This is a genomic window from Nonomuraea sp. NPDC001699 (assembly GCF_053596455.1).
In genome coordinates this window covers 158,163-180,438 of record NZ_JBSFGF010000013.1, presented here as the reverse complement: position 1 = coordinate 180,438, position 22,276 = coordinate 158,163, and the positions used below count along the sequence as shown (strand labels likewise).

24 protein-coding genes are annotated in these 22,276 nt (G+C 72.7%); 16 read left to right on the top strand and 8 right to left on the bottom strand.

Translation table 11 applies throughout. The annotated features are described in order from the left end of the window. Positions 1 to 236: 236 nt before the first annotated feature. Complete coding sequence (locus ACWCSU_RS33355) at positions 237 to 548, top strand: PadR family transcriptional regulator (RefSeq protein WP_449940436.1); 312 nt, start codon at positions 237 to 239, stop codon at positions 546 to 548. After that, a complete protein-coding gene (locus ACWCSU_RS33350) occupies positions 545 to 1,435 on the top strand; it encodes a hypothetical protein (protein ID WP_449940286.1) in 891 nt (296 codons plus the stop codon). The genes ACWCSU_RS33355 and ACWCSU_RS33350 overlap by 4 nt, the downstream gene beginning before the upstream one ends. Before the next feature lie 42 nt (positions 1,436 to 1,477). On the opposite strand, the gene ACWCSU_RS33345 is transcribed toward ACWCSU_RS33350, so the two are convergent. Continuing rightward, a complete protein-coding gene (locus ACWCSU_RS33345) occupies positions 1,478 to 2,509 on the bottom strand; it encodes a hypothetical protein (protein WP_449940282.1) in 1,032 nt (343 codons plus the stop codon). Positions 2,510 to 2,631: 122 nt separating this feature from the next. Between ACWCSU_RS33345 and ACWCSU_RS33340 the strand changes: the two genes are divergently transcribed. Further along, entirely contained in the window at positions 2,632 to 3,393 is a 762-nt protein-coding gene (locus ACWCSU_RS33340; RefSeq protein ID WP_364093019.1) for a helix-turn-helix transcriptional regulator, read from the top strand. 132 nt (positions 3,394 to 3,525) lie between these two features. Here the strand turns inward: ACWCSU_RS33340 and ACWCSU_RS33335 are convergent, their stop codons facing one another. Further along, entirely contained in the window at positions 3,526 to 3,717 is a 192-nt protein-coding gene (locus ACWCSU_RS33335) for a hypothetical protein (RefSeq protein WP_357701857.1), read from the bottom strand. Between the two features lie 315 nt (positions 3,718 to 4,032). Further along, entirely contained in the window at positions 4,033 to 4,806 is a 774-nt protein-coding gene (locus ACWCSU_RS33330) for a GntR family transcriptional regulator (protein ID WP_357701855.1), read from the bottom strand. 181 nt (positions 4,807 to 4,987) lie between these two features. Between ACWCSU_RS33330 and ACWCSU_RS33325 the strand changes: the two genes are divergently transcribed. Genes ACWCSU_RS33325 through ACWCSU_RS33280 form a run of 10 tightly spaced genes read left to right on the top strand, consistent with a single transcriptional unit; the run spans position 4,988 to position 16,281 of the window. Then, positions 4,988 to 6,226, top strand: coding sequence for an amidohydrolase (locus tag ACWCSU_RS33325; protein WP_449940277.1), 1,239 nt, complete (start codon positions 4,988 to 4,990; stop codon positions 6,224 to 6,226). Between the two features lie 14 nt (positions 6,227 to 6,240). Further along, positions 6,241 to 7,815, top strand: a complete 1,575-nt coding sequence (locus ACWCSU_RS33320) for an ABC transporter substrate-binding protein (RefSeq protein WP_449940274.1) — start codon at positions 6,241 to 6,243, stop codon at positions 7,813 to 7,815. Further along, a complete protein-coding gene (locus ACWCSU_RS33315) occupies positions 7,812 to 8,849 on the top strand; it encodes an ABC transporter permease (RefSeq protein ID WP_449940271.1) in 1,038 nt (345 codons plus the stop codon). The genes ACWCSU_RS33320 and ACWCSU_RS33315 overlap by 4 nt, the downstream gene beginning before the upstream one ends. Beyond that, on the top strand, positions 8,849 to 9,736 hold the full coding sequence (locus ACWCSU_RS33310; RefSeq protein WP_357701847.1) for an ABC transporter permease: 888 nt from the start codon (positions 8,849 to 8,851) through the stop codon (positions 9,734 to 9,736). Before ACWCSU_RS33315 ends, ACWCSU_RS33310 begins: the two co-directional genes overlap by 1 nt. Before the next feature lie 44 nt (positions 9,737 to 9,780). Beyond that, complete coding sequence (locus ACWCSU_RS33305; protein ID WP_449940268.1) at positions 9,781 to 10,632, top strand: ABC transporter ATP-binding protein; 852 nt, start codon at positions 9,781 to 9,783, stop codon at positions 10,630 to 10,632. Then, positions 10,629 to 11,456 carry an ATP-binding cassette domain-containing protein gene (locus ACWCSU_RS33300; RefSeq protein ID WP_449940265.1) on the top strand — a complete coding sequence of 276 codons (828 nt, stop codon included), beginning with the start codon at positions 10,629 to 10,631 and terminating at the stop codon, positions 11,454 to 11,456. The genes ACWCSU_RS33305 and ACWCSU_RS33300 overlap by 4 nt, the downstream gene beginning before the upstream one ends. Beyond that, positions 11,453 to 12,550, top strand: a complete 1,098-nt coding sequence (locus ACWCSU_RS33295; RefSeq protein WP_449940262.1) for a sugar phosphate isomerase/epimerase family protein — start codon at positions 11,453 to 11,455, stop codon at positions 12,548 to 12,550. Before ACWCSU_RS33300 ends, ACWCSU_RS33295 begins: the two co-directional genes overlap by 4 nt. Continuing rightward, positions 12,529 to 13,968 carry an FAD-binding oxidoreductase gene (locus ACWCSU_RS33290; RefSeq protein WP_449940259.1) on the top strand — a complete coding sequence of 480 codons (1,440 nt, stop codon included), beginning with the start codon at positions 12,529 to 12,531 and terminating at the stop codon, positions 13,966 to 13,968. Before ACWCSU_RS33295 ends, ACWCSU_RS33290 begins: the two co-directional genes overlap by 22 nt. 7 nt (positions 13,969 to 13,975) lie before the next feature. Further along, the gene (locus tag ACWCSU_RS33285; protein ID WP_449940256.1) at positions 13,976 to 15,040 is read left to right on the top strand and encodes a sugar phosphate isomerase/epimerase family protein; all 1,065 of its coding nucleotides are present in this window, start codon (positions 13,976 to 13,978) and stop codon (positions 15,038 to 15,040) included. Then, entirely contained in the window at positions 15,037 to 16,281 is a 1,245-nt protein-coding gene (locus ACWCSU_RS33280; protein WP_357701834.1) for a M24 family metallopeptidase, read from the top strand. Before ACWCSU_RS33285 ends, ACWCSU_RS33280 begins: the two co-directional genes overlap by 4 nt. A 56-nt stretch (positions 16,282 to 16,337) precedes the next feature. Here the strand turns inward: ACWCSU_RS33280 and ACWCSU_RS33275 are convergent, their stop codons facing one another. Genes ACWCSU_RS33275 through ACWCSU_RS33265 form a run of 3 tightly spaced genes read right to left on the bottom strand, consistent with a single transcriptional unit; the run spans position 16,338 to position 19,179 of the window. Beyond that, positions 16,338 to 16,832, bottom strand: coding sequence for a hypothetical protein (locus tag ACWCSU_RS33275; protein ID WP_364093010.1), 495 nt, complete (start codon positions 16,830 to 16,832; stop codon positions 16,338 to 16,340). Continuing rightward, positions 16,829 to 17,707 carry an alpha/beta hydrolase fold domain-containing protein gene (locus ACWCSU_RS33270; protein ID WP_449940254.1) on the bottom strand — a complete coding sequence of 293 codons (879 nt, stop codon included), beginning with the start codon at positions 17,705 to 17,707 and terminating at the stop codon, positions 16,829 to 16,831. Before ACWCSU_RS33270 ends, ACWCSU_RS33275 begins: the two co-directional genes overlap by 4 nt. A 32-nt stretch (positions 17,708 to 17,739) precedes the next feature. Then, complete coding sequence (locus tag ACWCSU_RS33265; protein WP_357701828.1) at positions 17,740 to 19,179, bottom strand: MFS transporter; 1,440 nt, start codon at positions 19,177 to 19,179, stop codon at positions 17,740 to 17,742. 143 nt (positions 19,180 to 19,322) lie between these two features. On the opposite strand from ACWCSU_RS33265, the gene ACWCSU_RS33260 reads away from it, so the two are divergent. Beyond that, complete coding sequence (locus ACWCSU_RS33260) at positions 19,323 to 19,925, top strand: TetR/AcrR family transcriptional regulator C-terminal ligand-binding domain-containing protein (RefSeq protein ID WP_449940252.1); 603 nt, start codon at positions 19,323 to 19,325, stop codon at positions 19,923 to 19,925. A 53-nt stretch (positions 19,926 to 19,978) separates the two neighbouring features. Here the strand turns inward: ACWCSU_RS33260 and ACWCSU_RS33255 are convergent, their stop codons facing one another. Together ACWCSU_RS33255 and ACWCSU_RS33250 are read right to left on the bottom strand one after the other, a co-directional pair. After that, positions 19,979 to 20,722 (bottom strand): VOC family protein, encoded by a 744-nt coding sequence (locus tag ACWCSU_RS33255; RefSeq protein WP_357701824.1) that lies wholly within the window; start codon positions 20,720 to 20,722, stop codon positions 19,979 to 19,981. Between the two features lie 24 nt (positions 20,723 to 20,746). Next, positions 20,747 to 21,193 carry a DUF3995 domain-containing protein gene (locus ACWCSU_RS33250; protein WP_357701821.1) on the bottom strand — a complete coding sequence of 149 codons (447 nt, stop codon included), beginning with the start codon at positions 21,191 to 21,193 and terminating at the stop codon, positions 20,747 to 20,749. 72 nt (positions 21,194 to 21,265) lie between these two features. On the opposite strand from ACWCSU_RS33250, the gene ACWCSU_RS33245 reads away from it, so the two are divergent. Together ACWCSU_RS33245 and ACWCSU_RS33240 are read left to right on the top strand one after the other, a co-directional pair. After that, positions 21,266 to 21,730 (top strand): hypothetical protein, encoded by a 465-nt coding sequence (locus ACWCSU_RS33245; protein ID WP_357701819.1) that lies wholly within the window; start codon positions 21,266 to 21,268, stop codon positions 21,728 to 21,730. Next, entirely contained in the window at positions 21,727 to 22,215 is a 489-nt protein-coding gene (locus ACWCSU_RS33240; RefSeq protein WP_357701817.1) for an RNA polymerase sigma factor, read from the top strand. Before ACWCSU_RS33245 ends, ACWCSU_RS33240 begins: the two co-directional genes overlap by 4 nt. The last annotated feature ends 61 nt before the right edge of the window (positions 22,216 to 22,276 follow it).

Sequence of the window (22,276 nt, the reverse complement as noted above, 5' to 3'; positions counted from 1 at the left end):
CCGACTTCTTCCTGCCTTGAGACGGTTCCAGCAGAGGCGATCCAGGACCCTGGTCCTAGTCTGCAGGGTGATCCAAGGCCACGTAGGCGGTGATCGCGGCTCGCGGGAGAGCCCGAAGCGGCTGGACGGCTTCGGGCGCGTCGCGAGCGCGCCTTTACGTTGTAGATCACTTCAGTTGTCCAGCCGATCCCCTCCCCATACTTCGACGGTCGATATATGGTCGAACCGTGATCGGTATGACGGAGGCGACGTACTTCATCCTCGTCGCCTTGATGCAGGAACCGCTCCACGGATACGGGATCATCAAACGGGCCCGGACGCAGTCGCTCGGTGAGGTCGACCTCGCCGTCGGCACGCTGTACAGCGCGCTCGACCGGCTCTCCGAGACCGGCTGGGTGCGGCTGGACCGCGAGGAGACCGTCAACGGGCGTCCGCGACGCTACTACCGGATCACCGACGACGGCGTGCACGCCGTCCGCGCCCAGGCGGCCCGGTTCCAGCGCGCCGCCGCACTCGTCCTGCGGCCGAACGGGGTGCCGAGCACATGAACCATGTTCTCGAACAGCGGTACCGCCGCCTTCTGCGCGCCTATCCGAAGGAGTACCGGGCCGAGCACGGCGAGGAGCTGATCGGCACGCTGCTGGAGGCGGCCCCGCCCGGGGCCCGTCGGCCGTCGCTCCGCGAGACGCTGCATCTGCTCGCCGGCGGGTTCACCGCACGCGTCCTGGCCGCCCGCGCGTCCGGAGTGCCGTCGTGGCGCGACGGCCTGCACCTCGGCGCGCTGGTGGTGGCGCTGGTGACCTTCGCGCAGCTTCCCGTCCTCCCGTACTTCATCTTCAAGACGTGGACCGCGCTGGGGATCGTCCTGATGGTGGCGCTGGTGCGGGGTTGGATGCGGGTCGCGGCCTGCCTCGCGACCTTCGCCGCGCTGTGGACCAGCCAGCCCGTGATCCCGGGGCTCATCCCGGCGCTCGACCTCGGCCCCCTGTACGGCGACCTCGCGCCGGTCGCGCCCTACTGGGTGGTCGCGGCCGCGTCGGCGGTGCTCGCCGTGCGACGGGCGGACGCGGGCCGCGGGTCCGGGAGGGCCCGACGGTGGGGCGCGACGATGCCCGCCCGGTCGGCCCGGTGGCTGCTCGTCCCGCTGGGCGCCTGGGCGCTGCAGCTCACGCAGGTGCCGGTCTGGGAACCCGTCTGGGTCGTCGCGCGGGCCGGCGTCGAGGTGGCGGCCCTGCTGCTGGTGCTGGCCGCCACCCTGGCCGCCCGGGACGGCCGCTGGGCGCTGGCGTCCGCCGTGTACCTGCTTCCCGGCCTGGTCTACCTGGCCGAGAACCTGCTGGTGACCGGCGCCCGCGGCTTCCTGTACTGGAGCGTGCTCACCGCTCTGGTCGTGGCCTCCTTGGTCGCCGCACGCCGGGTGCACGCCAAGGTGTGACCGCTCCGGCAAGCCGGGCTGGTTCGGAACGTCGCCGGGGCGCTAGTCACGTCCGTATATCCGGATCCGGAAGTTCCACTGTCCGGAGTTGTCCGACAGATCGGGATCGTTGACCCCGAACAGCAGCCGGACGGGCAGGGCGTCGGTCCAGAGCAGGCATCCTCCGAACGCCGTCGCCTGCATGGGAGCGCCCACCCACCCGACCGGGTTGTTGTTGAAGCGCAGGACGGGCGAGAACTCGAACAGATCGGGGTACGGCCAGCCGGAGGCGGCGGCCAGTCTGTCGGTGCCGTTGGGACCGTGGTCGGCGAAGAAGTAGTCCATGCGCGCCCGGCTCGCGTAGTCGGGTTCGAGGCGCAGGACGTCCCCCTGCCGCAGGAAGTTGCCCGGCGTGGCCCCCGCGGGGAAGCTGCCGAAACTGCCGTTGCCGGCGACCGCCAAGGAGGTGTCGGCCCGGTCCCGAGGCCCGGTCGCCGGCAGGTTGCGGCTGCACCTGTCCATGGGACCGGTGGCCGGGGCGGACGCCTTCCAGATCAGCACGCGGAAGGTCCAGGCACCGCGGTTGTCGCCGGGGCCGGGGTCGTTCACGCCGAAGGAGAACCTGGCCGGGGCGTTGTCCTGGAAGACCGTGCACCGGTTGAACGCGGTCGCCTGCCGCCCGTCGCTCGTCCAGCCTGCGGGGTTGTTGTTGAAGCGCAGCACGGCCGAGTACTGGGCCAGGCCGGGGTAGGGCCATCCCTGCGGCGCGACCTGCCCGTTGCCGTCGGGGCCGACGGTCCCGCCCTCCCAGCTGTCGGGGTCCACGCGTGAACTCAGATCCGGAACGATCTGGAACACGTCACCCGGGTCGATGATGTTGCCCGGGTCGCGGCCCACGGGAACCCCGCCGCCGCCGTTGCCCCAGACGATCAGGTGGGGGATGTCGTGGTTGGCGATCTGGCCCCCGGCGCACCGGCGCATCGCGTCGGCGGGGCCGGCGTGGGCGGGGGCCGCCGTCATCACCGTCAGCGTGGTCGTGAAGAGCAGCGCGGCTCCCGCCAGGCGTGCGCCGAGACGGGTCGTTCCTCGCTTCATGCGGGCTCCTTTCGTACGGGACGCCCTCACTGTCCCGCCGGTCAGCCATGCCGATGAATACGAAGAAGTGCGTACTTCTCATTCGTTGTGCCAGATGGTAATCGTTCATGCACAATGCGTCCATGACGTCTTTGTTCAGGGGGGACGGCCGACGCATTCACGACCTGGCGATGGACATCCTCACCACAAGGGAGCCGGTCCGGGTCTGGCCCCTGCTGATGGAACGGCTGACGAAGGACCTGCCCGGAGACCTGGCCGTCCTCATCGACCTGGACTGGGCGGCGGGCACCGGGCACGCGCTGACCGGTTCGCCCGACTGGCTGCACCAGGCGCCGCTGGACGCCCTCATCCGTTCCCACATGCGCGCGCACCCTCTGCTGCGCCACTACGCCCGCACCGGGGACCGCACGCCGCTGGCCATGGACGACGTCGCCGACGGCCGCTGGTGGAACAGCGAGGCCTACCGCGCCGGCCGGGCGGCGATCGGCATCGACCGCCAGCTCGCCCTGCCATTGGACTCGCCGCCCGGTCAGGTCCGCGGCGTCATCATGAGCCGCGACGGCACCGGCTACAGCGAACGGGACCTCGAATACGCCGGGCTCGCGCGTTCGCTCCTCGACACGGTCGAGGCGCACGAGAGGGCCGTCTTCCGCCTGCCCGCGCTCGCCGACCCGGCCGAGTACCGGATCACCCTGCGGGAGATGGCGGTCCTGGCGCTGCTGAACGAAGGGCTGACCGCGTACGCCATCGGCCGCCGGCTCACCATCAAGGAGGCGACGGTGAACAAGCACAAGGAGAACCTCTACCGCAAGCTCGGCGTGCACGACCGGGTGAGTGCGCTGCGCAAGGCCCGCTCGCTCGACCTCCTCCCGCCGGACGCCTGAGGGGGGCACTCGCCCGTCAGCAGGAGGCGCGATCATCGTCGTGCCGTCCCACTGGGTTCCGGAGCCCGGGACGAGGGGCCGGAGAGGCTGCTTCCACGCACGTTCTCCGTCCGGGGAAGCAGCCCCGTCGGGTCAGCCGGCCGGGTGGTCCGTCGCGGGGTTCTCGTCGAGGCGCCGGCACTCCTCGAAGACGGCGAACGCCTCGGCGGCGGCCGGCAGCGAGGCGATGACGAGACGGCGGGCGTGCCGCAGGTCGATCCTTCCTCCTACTTGGTTCCCCAGCCGGGCGAATGGCAGGCCGGACCGTTCGGGCCGGTGGTGCACGGCTGGCTCCCGGTCGCGTGGGCCGGCAGGGACACTGCCCCCACGAAGGCGGCGGCCAGCAGTGCGGCGGTGAGTGCGGGACGAAGACGGGTCAACATGGACTCCTGCGGTGAGGTCGCGGCGTACGCGAGGTGCGGGTCCTGCATCTGCGGCGGCCACCGGACACCCCGATGGTCTCCGAGGCCGCACTGCCGATTGTCGACCGGTCACCAGGGGCCGGGCTCCTCCCACAGGGCGGTCATCGCGGCCAGAGGGAGGACCCGTCCCCCGCCGGACGGAGGACGGCCCTCGCTCGTACCACTCCCGGCGAGCCCCTCACCGCGACCGGAGGCGGGCCCGCCCGGCTCCGGCCGCCTCCGCGGCGGCGCCCGGCGGCGACTCCGGCGCCCCGTCGAGGAGTGACCGCACGACCGGCAGCGTGTCGCGCCGGCTGTGCTCCACGTGGGCGAAGGCCAGCGCGGCGGCCAGCTCCGCCTGACCGGACGAGATCGCCCGGTAGAGCTCGGCGTGCTCGTGGTGGAAGTTGACCTGGTCGCTCTCGGGCACGATGTAGAAGAGCCGGTTGACCCGTCCGAGGATGGGCGCCATGAGGTCCTGCAGCAGCTGGTTGTCCGACAGCGTCAGGATCGCGGCGTGGAAGCGCGAGTTGGTGGCCGACAGCAGCACGCCGTCGTTGGCGTCGACGGCCCGCTCCGCCTCGTCGAGGATCTCCCGGAGGATCTCGGCGGACGTGCCGCGCGCGCACTGCTCGGCGGCGAGCCGGGTGGCGAGCACCTCCAGCGAGCCGCGCACGTCGTAGAGCTCGTTCACGTCGCGCACCGTCAGCGAGGCGACCACCGCGCCGCGGCGGGGCACGCTGCGGATGAACCCCTCGCTCTCCAGCCGCGGGAACGCCTCGCGGATGGGGATGCGGGAGATGCCGAGCTCTTCGGCGACCGTCCGCTCGCGGATGCGCGCGCCCGGTTTGTAGGTGCCGTCGATGATCCGCTCGCGCACCCACTCGTAGGCCAGCTGGTCGAGGGAGGGCCCGAGTGTGTCGAGCGGTTCCCCCTCGGCGGCGGCCCGTCGTTCTTGCTCTGGAATGGACACCCTCAACCTCCGCGCTCAGGAGATCCATTCTAGGCGTGGCCGGGCGCGGTCCGTATAGTCCCCAGCTCACCGCGATCTCCAGTTTGGTATACAACAACGACGTAACGGGCCTCAAGAACCGTGACAAACGGGATTGCGTCTGCGACTGTGTATGCCAACAGCCGGGGCTGAGAGGATCGACGTGAGTCAGACGACCCTTCGGAACGGGCGCCTCCGAGACGGCGGCCCAGTCGACATCGAGATCGCGGACGCGGTCATCCGGGAGATCCGGCCGGCCGGATCCCGCCCTGTCACCGGGCCGTCCGAGGACCTCGGGGGGCGGCTGGTCCTCCCGCCGTTCGTCAACGGTCACGCCCACCTGGACAAGACCTTCTTCGGTGGGGACTGGCAGCCGCACGTCCCCGGCGGCGGCATCCGGGAGCGCATCGAGGACGAGAAGGCCCGCCGCGCCGCACTCGTCCACACCGCCGAGGAGCGGGCGTTCGCCCTCGCCCGCACGATGGTCGAGTTCGGCACCGGCACGTTACGCGCCCACGTCGACATCGACCCGGACGTCGGGCTCGCCGGGCTGGAGCGCATGCTGCGCCTCCGCCAGGCGTTCGCCGGCCACCTGGACGTGCAGATCGTCGCCTTCCCGCAGAGCGGGATCGTCTCGGCGCCGGGCGTGGCGGACCTGCTGGAGGAGGCCATGCGCCTGGGCGCGGACGTCGTCGGCGGGCTGGACCCCGGCTCCATCGACGGCGACCTCGACGGCCACCTCGACGCGGTCTTCGCGCTGGCGGCCCGCCACGACGCCGGCATCGACATCCACCTGCACGAGGACGGGCCCGCGGCGCTCGCCGAGTACCGGGCGATCGCCGATCGCGTCGCCGCGTACGGGATGCGGGGCTCGGTGGCGCTCAGCCACGCCTACGGGCTGGGCCGGCTGGGCGAGCGCGACTTCGGCGAGATCGCCGGCGTGCTCGCCGAACAACGAATATCGATCATGACCAACGGGCCCACCGGCCCGGTCCCGCCCGTGCTCGCACTCGTGCGGCACGGCGTCAACGTCTTCTCCGGAACCGACAACATCCGCGACAGCTGGTGGCCGTTCGGCTCCGGGGACCCTCTGGACCTGGCGCGAACCGTGGCGCACAGGAACAGCCTGCTCACCGACCCCGAGCTCGACCTCGCGCTCGGCCTCGTGACCGACCGCGCGGCGGCCGCGCTGGGCCTGCCGGACCACGGCCTGCGCGTCGGCGGCCCGGCCGACCTCGTCGTGGTCGGCGCGCGCGGCGCCGCCGAAGCCGTCGCCGACCCGCCCCCGGCCCGCGACGTGCTCCGCGCCGGCCGGTGGGTCTCGCGGCGCTCCCTCTCCACCCGATCGGACCTCCCCCGGTCCTCCGTCGAGACCTCTGCACCATCCCCCCAGCACATCTGAGAGAGGAACCCGACATGAAAGGTCGCGCAACGAAGCGAGCCATTCTCGCGGCCCTGTGCGTAACGGCTGCACCGGCGCTCGCGTCGTGCGGGCTGTCGGCGCCCACGGCGAACGGCGGCACGGCAGCAACGAAGTCGGAGACCATCGTGGCCGCCGGCCAGGCCTCGCTCGAAACCCTCGACCCCCTGCAGTCGTCGAACGCCGACAACGACATCTTCATCGACGCCTTCTACGACCGCCTGGTCGGATTCGACTCCGCGTCGAAGATGATCCCGAAGCTGGCCACCGCCTGGGAGTTCAACTCCGACGCCACGGCCGTCACCCTCACGCTCCGCGACGACGTCGTCTTCCACTCCGGCAACACGTTCACGGCCGAGGACGTGAAGTACACCCTGGACCGGGCCAAGAAGCTCGCCTCGGGCAGCGACGCCTTCATCCCCGCCTACGCCTCCGCCAAGGTCGTCGACGACACCCACGTGACGATCTCGCTGACCCGGCCGAGCGCGAGCTTCCTGTCGGGGCTCAGCTACCTCTACATCGTCGACTCCAAACTCGTCCGGAGCAACGAGGGCGCCGACGACGCCCAGCAGTGGCTGGCCACGCACGACGCGGGGTCGGGGCCGTACACCCTGGGCGGGTACAAAGCGAACCAGGAGGTGAGCCTGTCCCGGTTCGGCAAGTACTGGGCGATGGACGACCGCCGCCCGCAGAACGTCGTGCTGCGCATGATCAACGAGAGCAGCCTGCTCAGGGACGAGCTCCTCACCGGCAACGTCGATCTCGGCTGGGGCCTGGCCCCCCTGGACGTCAAGCAGCTCGACGGCAAGTCCGGGCTGGAGGGCTACTCGATGCCCTCGACGCGCGTGACCCTGGGCTGGCTGAACACGCAGGGCAAGGTCACCGGCGACCGCCGCGTGCGCGAGGCGATCCAGCTCGCCTACGACTACGAGGGTCACATCAAGACCGCGTTGCAGGGCTCCGGGGAGATCGCCAGGAGCGTCGTCCCCCGGGGCATGGACTGCGTGCACGAAGGTCCGCAGCCGACCCGGGACGTGGCCCGGGCCAAGCAGCTGCTCGGCGAGGCGGGCGCGGCCGGGGCCACGGTGACGATCGCCTACGACCCGGCCGTCCCGGAGTTCAAGCTCGCCGGGACGCTGCTGGAGAACAGCCTGCGCGAGATCGGGCTCGTGGTGAAGGTCAAGACGGCGACCTTCCCCCAGTACATGCAGCTGATCTCCAGCGCGGCCACGACCCCGGACGTCGCGATCGCCTGGGACTTCGCCCCGTACCCGGATGCGGGCGCCGTCCTGGACCGTAGCTGGAACTCCAAGGGGATCGGCCAGACGAACCCCTCGCGGTACGACAACGCGCAGGTCGACCGCCTTCTTGAGGCGGCCTCCACCGCCAAGGACCCGGCCGCGGCCTGCGAGGCCGTCGTGGGCGTGCAGAAGCAGATCCTGGACGACCGCGCCGCGCTGTACATCGCCTGGCCGACGGTGAACGGCGCCAGGAACGGCAAGGTGGCGAAGATCCCGTACACACCCACGAGTCCAACGTTCGACGTCAGTCAGCTGATGCTGGCGAAGTGACCGGACGGTCGCTGATGTTCGTCTTCGTGCTCCGACGTATCGGGCTGGCGTTGCTGTCCGCCTGGGGCGTCGCGACGATCGTGTTCCTCATGACGAAGCTGATCCCGGGCGACCCCGCCCGGGTGGCCGCGGGCCGCTTCGCCTCTGGCGAGCAGGTCGAGCAGGTACGCCACGCCATGGGACTCGACCAGCCCCTGTTCGCCCAGTACGGCACCTACCTCGCCCGCGCCGCAGCCGGCGACCTGGGCACCTCCGCCTACACCCACCAGGGAGTGACCGGCGACCTGGCCGCGGCGCTCCCCAACACCGTCCAGCTCGTCCTGGCCGGGATGTTGATCACCGTGCTGGTGGCGGTCCCGCTGGGGGTCGCCGCGGCGGTCTCGCAGGGGCGGGCGGCGGACGTGGCCGCCCGGATCATCCTCGTCCTGGCCGGCGGGGTCCCGATCTTCTGGTTCGCCATCATGCTGCGCTGGACGCTCGGGTTCCTGCTCGGCTGGTTCCCGCTCTCCGGCACCAACGCCGTGGGCCTGGCGCCGCCCGACGTGACCGGGTTCACCGTGCTCGACTCGCTCCTGTTCGGCGACGTCGCCAACGTGCTGGACTCGCTCGCCCACCTCGTCCTTCCCGCCCTGGCGCTGAGCGTTCCGTTCGTCGCCACGCTGGCGCGGAACGTGCGGTCGAACATGATCACCGCTCTGGGCTCCGACTACATCGACTTCGCGGTGTCGAAGGGCGTCCCGCGCGGGCAGGTGATCGTGCGGCACGCGCTCCGCTCCGCCATGGGCTCGACGCTGACGCTCTTCGGCATGCAGTTCGGCTGGATGGTCAGCGCCTCCGTGCTGGTGGAGGCGGTGTTCTCGTTCCCGGGGGTCGGCAGCTACCTCTACAAGGCGATCGTGAACAACGACACCTTCGCCGTGCTCGGCGCCGTGCTCATCATCGGCGTCGTGTTCATCGTCTCCTCGGTGGTCGTCGATCTGCTGCAGATGCTGCTCGACCCCCGGGTGCGGACCAACCATCTGAGAGCCGCCTGATGACCGGAATCGAACTGTCCACGGCCACGGTCGGCCGGAGCATCGGCGGCGGGTTCCGCCGGCTCCTGGGCCGGCGCGTCGCCCTCGTCGACCGCCTCGCGTTCGTCGCCGTCGCGCTGCTGCTGCTGTTCGGCGCGGTCGGCCCGCTCGTCACGCCGTTCTCGCCGTACGAGGTCGACCCGGCGCGGGCGCTCCTGGCCCCCGGCGCCGGTCACCTCCTCGGGACCGACGACGCCGGCCGCGACGTGCTCTCCCGCATCCTCGCCGGCGCGGGGACGACGCTGCTGGCGGCCGTGGGCATCGTGGTGCTGTCGATGATCGTCGGCGTTCTCGTCGCGAGCGTCGCCACGCTGCTGCCGCGTTGGGCCGACGAAGCGATCATGCGCGTGTGCGACATCTTCATGTCCGTGCCCTCGCTCGTGCTCGCCCTCGGCCTGGCCGCCGCGATCGGCCCATCGCTCACCTCGATCGTCATCGCGATGGTCGCCGCCTCCTGGCCGGGCACGGCCCGGCTGGTGCGGGGCATCCTGCGCGAGACGATGTGCGGTTCGTACGTCGAGGCCGCCCAGGTGCTCGGGGTCTCGCGGCTGCGGCTGATGCTCCGGCACGCGCTGCCCAACTCTATGGACGCGGTGTACGTCCAGGCGAGCATGGAGATCTCCGGCACCATCGTGATGATGGCGGGCCTGGCCTTCCTCGGCGTCGGCGCGCCCCCGCCGAGCCCCGACTGGGGATCGCTGGTCGCCCAGGGACAGCAGTTCATCACCAGCGCGTGGTGGGTGGCGCTGTTCCCCGGCATCGCGATCACGATCTCCGCCATCGCCTTCGGCCTCGTCGGCGACGCCGTGCGCGGCCTCGTCGACCCGTCCTCCAGGAGGGCCCGATGACCGTGCCCACGACTGGGCCCACGACTGGGCCCACGACTGGGCCCGTGCTCAGCATCGACAACCTCAGCGTGCGCGTGCCCGAACGGGCGCGCATCGGCGCGGGCACGGGCGACCTCACGGTCGTCGACGGGCTCACCCTGTCGATCTGCCCGGGCGAGCGCGTCGCGCTGGTCGGCGAGTCCGGCTCCGGCAAGTCGATCACCGCCCGCGCCGTCCTGCAGCTGGACCGCTCGCTCAGCTACGACGGCTCGATCCGGTGGGACGGCACCGAGCTGCTCGGCGCCGGCGAGCGCCGGATGCGGCGCATCCGCGGGAGCGAGATCTCGATGATCTTCCAGGATCCGATGACCGCGCTCAACCCCGTCCTGACGATCGGGCAGCAGGTGGCCGAGCCGCTCGTCGTGCGCGGCGTCCCGCGCCGCGAGGCGCTGCGGCGCGCGGCCGACATGCTCGACCGGCTCGGCGTGCCGAAGGCCGAGGAGCGGCTGAGGGCCTATCCGGGCCAGTTCTCCGGCGGCATGCGGCAGCGGGTCGTGATGGCCGCCGCCCTCGTCGCCGAGCCGCGCCTGCTCATCGCCGACGAGCCGACGACGGCCCTGGACGTACGGGTCCAGGAGCAGGTGCTCGACCTCATCGAGGCGATGTCGCGCGAGATGAGCCTGTCGGTGCTGTTCATCACGCACGACCTCGCGATCGTCGCCGGGCTGGCCCACCGCGTCGCGGTGATGTACCGGGGCCGCCTCGTGGAGTGCCGGCCCGTCGACGAGCTGTTCGAGAACCCGGAACACCCGTACACCCGCGGGCTGATCGGCTCGATCCCCCGCCTCGACGCCGACCCGGACGTCCGGCTGCGGACGGTCGAGGACTTCATGGCGATGGAAGGGCCCACAGCATGAGCAGAGTGTTGTTCCAGGTCGACGGCCTCTCCAAGCGGTTCGGCTCCGGCCGCCGCGCACACCAGGCGCTGGACGACGTGAGCTTCGAGATCGCCGAGGGCGAGATCGTCGGCCTCGTCGGCGAATCCGGGTCGGGCAAGTCGACGATCATCCGCTGCCTGATCGGCCTCGAACGGGAGGACTCGGGCAGCATCCGCTACGACGGCATCGATCCGGCCCGGCCGGGCCGCGGCGAGCTGCACCGCTACCGCCGCGAGGTGCAGATGGTCTTCCAGGACCCGTACTCCAGCCTCGACCCGCGGATGACCGTGAAGCAGCTGCTGGAGGAGCCGATGCTCGTCATGGGCGGCTTCTCGGCCCGCCAGCGGATGGAACGCATCCTCGACCTGCTGCACCTGGTCGGGCTGGACGCCGAGCATCTGGGCCGCTATCCGAGGGACTTCTCCGGCGGCCAGCGGCAGCGCATCGCCATCGTGCGCGCGCTGGTGGTCGGGCCGCGCGTGCTGCTGTGCGACGAGCCGGTCTCCGCGCTCGACGTCTCGGTGCAGGCCCAGGTGCTCAACCTGCTCAAGGACATGCAGAAGCAGCTCGACCTGACCGTGCTCTTCGTCTCCCACGACCTCGCGGTCGTGAAGTACCTGTGCAGCCGCATCGTCGTGCTCCATCACGGCCGCGTCGTCGACTCCGGCAGCGTGGCCGAGATCTACGACAGCCCGCGCGCCGGCTACACGCGCGCGCTGCTGGAGGCCGTGCCCGTCCCCGACCCCGGGTACGAGCGCAGCCGGCGGGAGCTGCGCAGGCAGCGGGCGGAGGCGGCGCGATGACCCGGATCGGCGCCGACGTCACGTTCTCCGGCGGCTCCTCCCGGCTGGGCGCGGACCCGTTCGCAACCCTCGACGCCGTGGCGGAGCTCGGGTTCGAGGGCATCCTGGTGCGCACGGCCGACGAAGCCTTCCCCGGCCTCGACCGGGACGTGATCGGCGCGTTCGCGCGCGCGGCCCGGGACCGCGGCCTGTTCGTCCAGCTCGGGCTGGGCAAGGTCAACCCGTACATGACCGCGGAGCTGCCGGGCGTGCGGGATCTCGGCGGCGGCAGCTATCTGGCCGGCATGGAACGGCTGATCCGCCTGTGCGCCGAGCACGGCTGGACCGAGGCCTGGACGGCCACCGGCGGCTTCAAGGACTACCCGGGGCTGCTCGCCTTCGACCGGTTCCGCACCGACGTGGACTGGGCCGACCAGCTCGACGCGACCGGCGACTTCCTGCTCGCGCTCGCGCCGGTGCTCAGGGAGCACGGCGTGCGGCTCAACGTCGAGACGCACGAGGAGATCACGACCTTCGAGATCCTGCGCCTGATCGACCGGGTCGGGGACGACGTGGTCGGCGTCTGCCTCGACCCGGCGAACCTGGCCGTCCGCGGCGAGCTCGCCGGACCGGCCGTCGAGCGGGTGGCGGCGTACACCCACATGACGCATCTGCGCGACGCGATCCTCGCCGACGCCGGGGAGGGGCTCTCCCGGTTCCTCATGCCGATCGGCCAGGGGATGACCGACTGGCCGCACCTGCTCGGCACGCTGCTGCGCGCGCAGCCGGACATCGACCTCGTCGTCGAGGGCGTCGGCGGCACGCGGGCGGAGATGTCGCTGCTGCCCGGCGACCCGCGGTGGTGGCCGGCCCATCCCGACATGACCCGGGCCGACCTGGCGGCGCTGCGGTCGCTCGCGGCCCTGCACACGGCCAACGCCGCCGCCGGCGTCTGGCCGGGCCTCGGCGAGCTGCGCGGCCGCGGCCCGGAACTGCGCGTGTTCCTCGGCGAGTCGCTCACCGAGCTGCGCGCGCTCCTCGACTCCCTCGACCTCCCCAGTTCAACCCTCGCCAGTGAAGGAGAAGGCACCACATGCACGAACCCGAGGTCCTGAACGGCCTGGCCTCCGCCGTCGCCTGCGACGTGGTGTACCCGGGCCGGCCGGGGTACGAGTCGCTGCGCCGCGTCTGGAACGCCGACATCGACCGGCGTCCGGCGGCGATCGTGCGCTGCACCCGCACGGCCGACGTCGCGGACGCGCTGCGCTGGTGCGTCGAGAACGCCTTCCCGCTGACCGTCCGGGGCGGCGGGCACAACCTCGCCGGGACCAGCGTCGCGGACGGCAGCGTGCTGATCGACACCGGCCTGATGCGCTCGGTCTCCATCGACACGCAGGCGCGGACGATCACCGTGGGCGCCGGCTGCCGCTGGGGGGACGTGGACCGCGCGGCCGAGCCGTACGACATCGCGCTGCCGGCCGGCGTCGTCTCCCACACCGGCGTCGCCGGTCTCACCCTCGGCGGCGGCATGGGCTACCTGTCGCGCATGTTCGGCTCCACCGTCGACTTCCTGCGCGAGGTGGAACTCGTCACCGCCGACGGCCAGGTGCGCCGCGTCGACGCCGACAGCGACCCCGACCTGTTCTGGGCGCTCAAGGGCGCCGGGCACAACTTCGGGATCGCGACCGAGTTCGTCTTCGATTACGTCGACCTCCCCGGCCTGGCGACCGTGCGCCTGGCCCTCTACCCGGCGCGGGCGCGCAAGGAGGTGCTGCGGCTGTTCCGCGAGCAGGGCCCGGCGATGCCGGACAACGTCGGCACGTACGTGCGGCTCTACCGCAGCCCGGAGTACTGGTCGCAACTGCCGCGCGAACACCGCGGCGAGCCGATCGTCTCGGTGGCGACCGTCACCTACGGCGACCCGGCCGACGAACCGGCGCTCAGCGCGCCGATGTTCCGGACCGGCGAGCCGATCTACCGGACGGTCCGCTCCATCCCGCACGTGACGCTGCAACACGCCACCGACGACGAGTTCCGCTACGGCATCGCGCACTACTGGCGGCACGTCGCCTTCGGCGAGCTCCCCGACGAGCTGCTCGACCTGGCCATCGAGCACGTCGACGCCTACCCCGGGCGTTCGCTCAACTCCAGCTCGTTCATCACGCACCAGACGATGTGCCCGTTCGAGCTGATCGCCGGCCGGCTCACCCCGCGCGACCACGCCAACGACTCCACCTCGGGCATCCACTCCCGCTGGGCGGGCAACATCGGCGCCGACTGGGAGCACCCGGACGAGCGGGCGGAGCTGGTGGCGTGGGTCAAGCGGTTCTCGGCCGCCGTCTCGGAGTGGGAGAACGGCAGCTACGTCAACTTCACCTCCGAGCAGGAGGACGAGGGCGGCGCCCGCGAGATCTACGGCCCCAAGTACGACCGGCTGGTGGAGCTGAAGCGCCGCTACGACCCGTTGAACGTGTTCGCCAACGGCCTCGTCGACCTGCGGCCCGCCGACGCCGGCCGCTCGGCCGCGAAGTGACGCGACCATGCTGAAAGTCGGCGTCGACAGCACCAAGTTCCCGCACGCCCCGGGCAAGGGAGCCGTCCGGCTGCTGGAGCAGGCGGCGGCGCTCGGCCTGGACGGCGTGTTCTTCCGGTCGGTGCTCGAACTGAGCGGGCGCCTCGACCCGGCGGAACTGCGCGACGCCGCCCAGGCCGCGCAGGCGCTCGGCCTGCGGGTCGAGGCGGGGGTGGGGAAGGTGAACCCGTTCGCCAACCCCGAGTCGCCCGCGATCCGCGCGCTCGGCGACGGGGACTACCTCCTCGGCCTGCGACGGATGATCACCGCCGCCGCGGACGCGGGCATCCGGGAACTGTGGACCGCGACGGCGAACTACCAGTTCCGCCTGAACGGGCTGTACGCCTGCGACCGCTTCCGCACCGACGTGAGCTGGCCACGGCAACTGGCCGCCATCGAGCGCTTCCTCGGCAAGGTCGCGCCGGTCGCCCGGGACGCCGGCGTGCATCTCGACATCGAGACGCACGAGGAGATCACGACGTTCGAGCTGGTCCGGATCGTGGAGGCGGTGGGCGCCGACGTGCTCGGCATCACCTTCGACACCGCGAACGTGCTGGTGCGCTGCGAGGACCCGGTGCGCGCGATGCGCCGCGCCGCGCCCTACGTGCGCGCCACCCACGTCCGCGACGCCGCCCTGGCCTTCACCGACGAGGGCATCGGCCGGTTCCTGCTGCCCGTCGGCCAGGGCGTGATCGACTGGCCCGCGCTGCTCGCACCGCTGGCCGGCCGCGACGTGATGCTCTCGATCGAGGGCATCACGGACAGCCGCGCCGAGATGTCGCTGCACGTCGACGACGAACGCTGGCTGCGCGGGCATCCGGATCTCACCGCCGCCGAGGCGCTGGAGGTCGTCCGGCTGACGCGGGCGTACGAGGCTCGGGCGGCCGCCGGGTCGGCGCCGGACCTGCGGCGGCTCAGGGCGCCCGTCACCCCGGACGAGCCACTCGAATTCATCAGGGAGAGCGCGCGTCGCCTGCGCGAGCTCGTCGCGGCCCTCCCGCCGTCACCCACAGAGAGCGAAGCACGCACATGAGCGACACCCTGGACGAGATGACCGCCACGTACCCCACCCTGAGCCTGCGCGAGCGCGACCGCCGCTGGGCCTCGATCCGGGCGCTGCTGGAACGCTCCGGCCTCGACGGAGTGGTCGTGTTCGGCTACGGCCGGGACTCCGCGGACTCCTACATCACCAACGAGGCCACCCACTCGGTCGTGCTGTTCCCCCGGACCGGCGACCCGCTGCTGCTGGTCGGCGACGTGCCGCTCGGCCGCTTCGACGAGCCGGGCGCCCGCTGGGAACGCTGGGTCGAGGACTGGACGCCCGGGGACCGGCTCGCCAACCTGGCCGCCGCCGTGCGGGACCGCGGACTGCACGGCGCGGCGCTCGGCGTCGTGGGGCTCACCAGCCGATTCGTCGGCGACTGGTCCGGAGTGATCCCGTTCGGCGAGTGGACGCGCGTGCTCTCGCTGCTTCCCGACGTCACCTGGGTCGACATCTCCGGCGAGTACGAGTCGCTGGCGCTCGTCAAGAGCCCCGAGGAGCAGGTCCTGCTGCGCCGGGCCGCGGCGCTGGGCGAGGCCGCCTGCGCGGCGTTCGTCGGCCAGGCCCGCGAGGGCGCGAACGAGCACGAGATCGCCGCCGCCTCCTTCCAGGCGGTCATCGCCGGTGGCGGCTGGATGCGCTGGCCGTTCATGCTGGAGCGCGCGGGACGGTCCGGCTTCGCCTGGAACATCCCCGAATGGTTTGGCATGGGCGGCGCCCCGCACGTGCTCCGGCGTGGCGACACCATCGCGGCGGAGATCTTCGCGTTCTACGGGGGCATGGAGTCGCAGCAGCAGATCGACGTGTGCGTCGGCGAGCCCGACGCGCTGCTGCGGGAGCTGGAGGAGGTCTGCCGGGAGTCCTACGAGGCGGGCCTGGCCGCGCTGCGCCCCGGGCTCCGGTTCGCCGAGCTCGCGGCGGTCATGGAGGAGCCCCTGCACCGCTCACGCACCTGGAACACCGGCCCGATGGTGCAGACGGTCTCGCCGCTCTACAACAGCGCCACCCGCCTGCACCCCGAGGTGGACCCGGCGCTGTCACACCTGGAGAGACTGCCGGGCGGCATGGGACTCGACGGCGACTTCGAGATCACCGAGGGCCACGCCTTCGCGTTCGAGCCCAACGCGCTGCGGGACGGCAGGCGCGTGTGCATCGGCGGCACCGTGCTGCTGACGGCGTCCGGCCCGGAGGAGCTCAACACCATCCCGAACCGGCTGAACGTGGTCGACTGACAGCGCCGGAGCGTCCGGCCTCGATTCGGAGGCCGGACGCCGCCGGTCCTGTCGCGTCAAGGACGCAGGGCGGGCACGAGCCGCCAGTCGCGCTGGAACACCAGGTTGTGCAGGTCGGCGGTGGCGATCGCCCGCAGGACGGGGACCAGCTCCGCCGCCTGCCCGGCGTCGGTGACGTTGAGCGGCCACTCCCCCACGGTGGCTCCCCGCAGGTGCGGGTGGTGGAAACCGGCGCCGTAGTGGGCGATCAGCGTGATCGGCGCGACGGCCGCCGCCCGCTGCTCCGGCCACGACAACGACCAGGTGGCGAAGCTGCCGCCCGCGGCGTCGTCCTGCGCGCCGGTGGCCTCGACGGTGCCGGAGCCCAGCAGGAGGTGCCGGTCGAACTCGGCCAGCACCTGCCGCGCGGGCGCGTCGAGGAGGGTGACGGCCTGCCGGAAGGCGTCCTGCTTGCCCTGCCGGGTGGCGTGCCCGGCGTGGGTGCCGTCGCGCAGGTCGGCGAAGTGGCGGACGAGAGCCTCAAGCGGGGCGGGCGGAACGTCGAGCTTCATCGGAGGTCCTTTCGCCGGTCGGACGGGGTGAGCCCGCGCAGGGCACGGGCGAGCAGAGGGAGAAGGGGACGGTCGGGGTGCAGCACGTCGCCGTGGACGGCCCCCGGCGGGCGCAGGAGCCGTACCGGGACGCCGTCCTCGCGCAGCCGGTGCGCGTACGCCTCGACGTCGTCGTGCACGGGGTCCTCGCGCCCGACGGCGAGGACGGCGGGCGCGAGCCCGGCCAGGGTGGGCGCCTCCCAGTGCGTCGCGTACAGGCGGGTGCCGTCGGCGTCGCGGACGGCGGCCGGCCGGTCGCCGCGCCAGGCGCGCCAGGCCCGGCGCAGCGGCTCCGCCTGCGGGAACGCGGCGGGCGACCGGTGGTAGGACGGGCCCGCGCAGTCGGGATCGAACGGCGGGTAGGCCAGCACCTGCGCGGCCAGCGGCAGGCCGCGGTCCCGGGCGGCCAGGGCGGCGCCGGCGGCGAGCGTGCCGCCCGCGCTGTCACCGCCCACCGCGAGCGGCATCCCGGCCGCCTGGCGGTGGGCCCAGCCGAGGGCGGTGAGCACGTCCCGCACGGCGTCGGGGTGGCGGTGACGCGGCGCGAGCCGGTAGTCGACGCTGATCACCGACCAGCCGGACCGTTCGGCGAGGGCCTCGGTGGCGTGGTGCCACGCGGCGGCCGAGCCGCGCTGCCAGCTGCCGCCGTGCGCCCAGACCAGCAGCCCGGCGGGCGGACGGCCCTGCGGCAGATGGACCCGGACCGGCACGGGAGGCGAGCCGGGCAGGACGAGCCTCGACCAGGACGACTCCCGGAGCTCGGCGCGGACGACCGGGCCGCTGCCGCCGGCGGCGTCGGTCACGGGGGTCGCCGGGCCGGTGAGCTGAAGATCCATGATGTGCTCCGTGACGACAGGGGGAGGGCGGGTCAGGCGTGCGCGCGGTCGCGCCGGCCGCGCAGGAAGAGCGCCGCGACGAGCACGCCGAGCAGGACGAGGGCGGCGTTGACCGCGATCGCGACGGTGACGCCGTCCAGGACGGCCGCGCCGGTCACGGCCCCGGCCGTCACGGCGGTGACGATCGCGGACATGATCGGGGTGCCCATGGTGATGCCGATCTGCTGGGACATCGAGGCCAGCCCGGTGGCCAGGCCCTGCTCGCGGTCGGGCAGGCCGGTGGTGGCGGTGACCATGAAGCCGACGATGACCAGCATGTTGCCCACGCCGCCCAGGAAGGTGGCCGGCAGCAGCAGCCCCATCGAGGCCGAGGTGCCGCCGAGGAGCAGCAGGGCGGCGGTGCTGACCGCCTGCAACAGCCCGCCGCCGACCAGCACGGTCATGGTCGAGGTACGGCTGATCGCCCTCGGGGCGAGCAGGCCGCCGGCCACGGTGCCGAGACCGAGCACGCCGAAGGACAGCCCGGCGGCCAGGGCGGTGAAGCCGAGGGTTTTCTGCAGGTAGAGCGTGAGCAGGTACACCAGGGACGTCTCGGTGACGAAGGCGAGCAGGCCGATCAGGTTGCCCCAGGCCACGGTCGGCTTGCGCATGACGTGCAGCGGCACGAGGGGCTGGGCGGAGCGGCGTTCGACCAGGTAGAACAGGCCGAGCAGGACGGCGCCGGCCAGCAGCCCGGTCAGGGCCAGGGGGTCGGTCCAGCCGCGCTCGCCGGCCTGCGTCAGGCCGTAGACGACGCCGAGCAGCCCGAGGGTCACGCTGAGCGCGCCGGGCAGGTCGATCCGGGGACGTTCGGCGGGCCGGGACTCGGCGATGACGGCGGGCGCGACGAGGAGCACGGCGAGGGCGACGGGCACGTTGATGAAGAACGCCCAGCGCCAGGAGAGCAGGTCGGTCAGGACGCCGCCGAGCACGGCCCCCGCGGTGAACCCGGCGGACATGAGGGCTCCGTTGAGGCCCAGCGCCTTCTGCCGCAGCGGCCCTTCGGGGAAGGACGTGGTGAGCAGGGCGAGCCCGGCCGGGGTGGCGGCGGCGGTCGCGAGGCCCTGGGCGATCCGGGCCGCGATGAGGATCTCGGGGGTGGGGGCGAGGCCGCCGGCCAGCGAGGCCGCGCCGAGGAGCGCCAGGCTGCCGAGGAAGATGCGCTTGCGGCCGATCAGGTCACCGATGCGGCCGAAGAAGAGGGTGAAGCCGGCCGCGCTGAGGGCGAAGGCGGTGGCGATCCACTGGAGGCCGCCCAGGGAGAAGCCGAGGTCGTCGCCGATGGCGGGCAGGGCCACGTTCAGGATCGAGAAGTCGACGGCCAGCATGAACTGGGCGACCAGGAGCACCGCGAGGACGAGGCGCAGGCGGCCGGTCAGGTGTCGTGGCGGGGTCTGCCGGGCGGATGCCGGCAGGGGTGTGGTGGTGGTCATGGCAGGGCTTTCTCTCGGGCGCGCCGGTCGGCACGCCGCCGTAAACGGTTCCGTAGTTCCGTTAAGATGAGAGGAGAGTAGCACCACAATCCGCGTTAAGGGAACTGTGGTGCCGATAAGAGGTCTGCGAGAAGGAGTGCGTCATGGCCGCCGTTCCACCGCCCGGTGCCGTCCGTCCTGGTGGGCGTACCGCCCGGGTCCGCGAGGCCGTCCTCCAGGCCGCCGGCGACACGCTGGCCGAGAAGGGCTTCTCCGGGCTCGACCTCGGCGACATCGCCCGTCTGGCGGACGTCGGGAAGACCACCGTCTACCGGCGCTGGGGCACGCCCGGCGCGCTCGCCGCCGACCTGCTCAGGGACATGGCCGAAACCTCACTCCCCCGCGCCCGCAACGGCAGCGTGGCGGAGGACCTGCGCGACAACGCCCGGCTGGTCGTCAAGACCCTCACCGACCCCCGCCAGGGGCGCCTGTTCAAGGCGCTGATCGCCGCCTCGCTCTGCGACGAGGAGGCCGCGCGGGCGCTGCACCGCTTCTACGCCGTCCGCATCGAGGAGTGGTCCGGGTGCGTCACCGACGCGATCGGGCGCGGCGAACTGCCGTCCGGCGCCGACCCGCGCCGGGTGATCGCCGCCGTCTCCGCGCCCCTGTACTACGCCCTGCTCAACACCGGGGAGGCCCTCGACGAGGCCGCCGCCGACCGGGCCGCCGCGGCGGCGCTGGCGGCGGCCCGCGCCGGGGCCCTCTGACCCGCGGCGGCTGCGCCCCTCCCGCGCCCGGCCCGGTCAGAAAGGAACGCGCCTCAGCGCGGGGCGCCGAGGACGCAGAAGTCGTTGCCCTCCGGGTCGGCGAGGACGATCCACGGGACGTCGCCCTGCCCGACGTCGGCCGGCGTCGCGCCGAGCGCCCTCAGCCGGGCCACCTCGGCCGCCTGGTCGTCGCCGCGGTACGGCAGCAGGTCGAGGTGGATCCGGTTCCACACGGTCTTCTCACCGGGCGTCGTGCGCAGGAACTCCAGGTACGGCCCGACCCCCTGGGGTGAGCGCAGCCTCGCGTGGTCGTCGGTCACCTCGTGCACGGTCCAGGCGGCCGCCTCGCCCCAGAACCGGGCCATGGCCCGCGGGTCCGCGCAGTCGACCACCACCGCGGCGATCGGGCCGGTGTCCCGGTAGATCTCCCGGGGCTCCAGCACGCAGAACACGTTGCCCTCCGGATCGGCCAGAACCGTCCACGGGACGTCGCCCTGGCCGACGTCGGCGGGCCGCGCGCCCAACTCCTTCAGGCGCGCGACCAGCTCCGCCTGATGGGCCTCGGAGGTGGTGGCAAGGTCGAGGTGCAGGCGGTACCGCACCGTCTCGGGGTCGGGGACGGCGACGAGGTCGACGCAGACGGCGGCCGGGTCGGGCCAGGAGAAGCCCACGGGTTCCACGTTGGTCACACCGGGGCTCTCGCTGGAGAGTCCCCAGCCGAGCGCCTGCGCCCAGAACCGGCCGAGCGCCGCGTCGTCCCGAGCCTTGACATTCACCTGAACAAGCCGCAACCCCATGCGGCTCACCCTATGCCCGACGACTCAACCCGGATGAACCACGGCAACCCGGGACGCGCGGGTCGCGACGACGGCGGCCGCCGTGGCCATGAACACGCAGAGCGGCGTGTAGAGGAACAGGTTCAGCCAGTAGAACGGGGTCGCGGTGTCCGCCCCGATGCCGAGGATCCAGACCAGGCCGGCCACCGCGCGCACCAGGGTCCCGGCGGCGACGGCTCCCGTGACCAGACGGGCGGGCAGACCGCCCCGGCCCCGGGAGCAGGTGAGCACCGCCGCCGCCCCGGTGCCGAGCACGACGACGAGCGGCACCAGGACGCGGGCGGTGAAGGGCACCTCGAAGTTCAGCACCGCCAGGGAGAGTGATCCGACCTCGCGGGCGGGCCAGGTCCGGCCGGTCAGCCAGTACAGGTGGGCGGTGGCGTCGGCGAGCAGGACGGAGGCGGTCAGGGCGCCGAGGCGTGAGGTCTTCATACCCGGCAAGAGTCGGCGAATCCGGCAATGGTTCCATGGAACCTTTCGCGCCTCGCCCGCCTCTGGATGGACATGAGCTGGCCTGTTTCCGACCTGGACCCCGTACGGCGCCTGCGCGCGCTGGCCGCGGCCATCCCCGGGGCGTCCGTCGCCGAACGCGTCATCCCCGCCCCCCTCGCGACGGTCTGGGCCGTCGTCAGCGACCTGGAGAAGGAGTTCGGCGCCTTCGAGCCCGACATGCGGCACATCACCGTCGAGCCCGCGCGTCCGGACGGCCGCCTCGTGGCCAGGGCCCGCAGCCGGTACGGCATGCGCGCCCGGTTCGACGTCGATTTGCGGCCGGGCTGGTGCTGGATGCAGAGCCGGTTCCTGCTCGTCGGCGTCGCCGCGACGGCCGTGCCGGAGGGGACCCTGGTCGCGCAGACGGGCGGGGTCCGCGTCCCGGGCCGCGCCGCGCTGCTGCCCTGGGGGGTGCGGGCGGCCGGGGAAAGGGCGCTGGCCAGGCTCGCGGCCCGGGTCGCCGGGGACCGGTCATGACGGCCGCCCTGGTGGCCGCCGCCCAGCGGGGCGACACGATGGCCATGAACGACCTGCTCGCCGAGCTGACGCCGTACCTGGGCCGGATCTGCGGGCCCATCGCCCTGGACAGCGGGCCCGACGCCGTCCAGGAGGCCCTCATCGCGATCTTCCGGCATCTGCGCGACCTGCGTGAACCCGAGGCCCTGCTCGGCTGGGCCCGGGCGATCGCCGTGCGGGAGGCCGTCAGGATCGCCCGGCGCGACGGCCGCGCCGGCCCTGCGGAGCTGGCCGAACCGCCCTCGCCGCACGACGTCGAACGCGCCGTGGACGTCCGGGACGTCCTGGAGCGCCTGTCGCCGGAGCACCGGGCGGTGCTGGTGCTGCGCGACCTGGAGGGGGTGCCGGAGGAGGTCGCGGCGCGGATGTTGCGGGTCCCCTCAGGGACGGTCAAGTCGCGGCTGCATCGGGCGCGGTCGAGCTTCCGCCGGGCCTGGCAGGGCTGAGCTCGACGCGCCGCCGGGATCGGGGGTCGGGCGCCACCGGTCACGGCCGTCCGCGGAACAC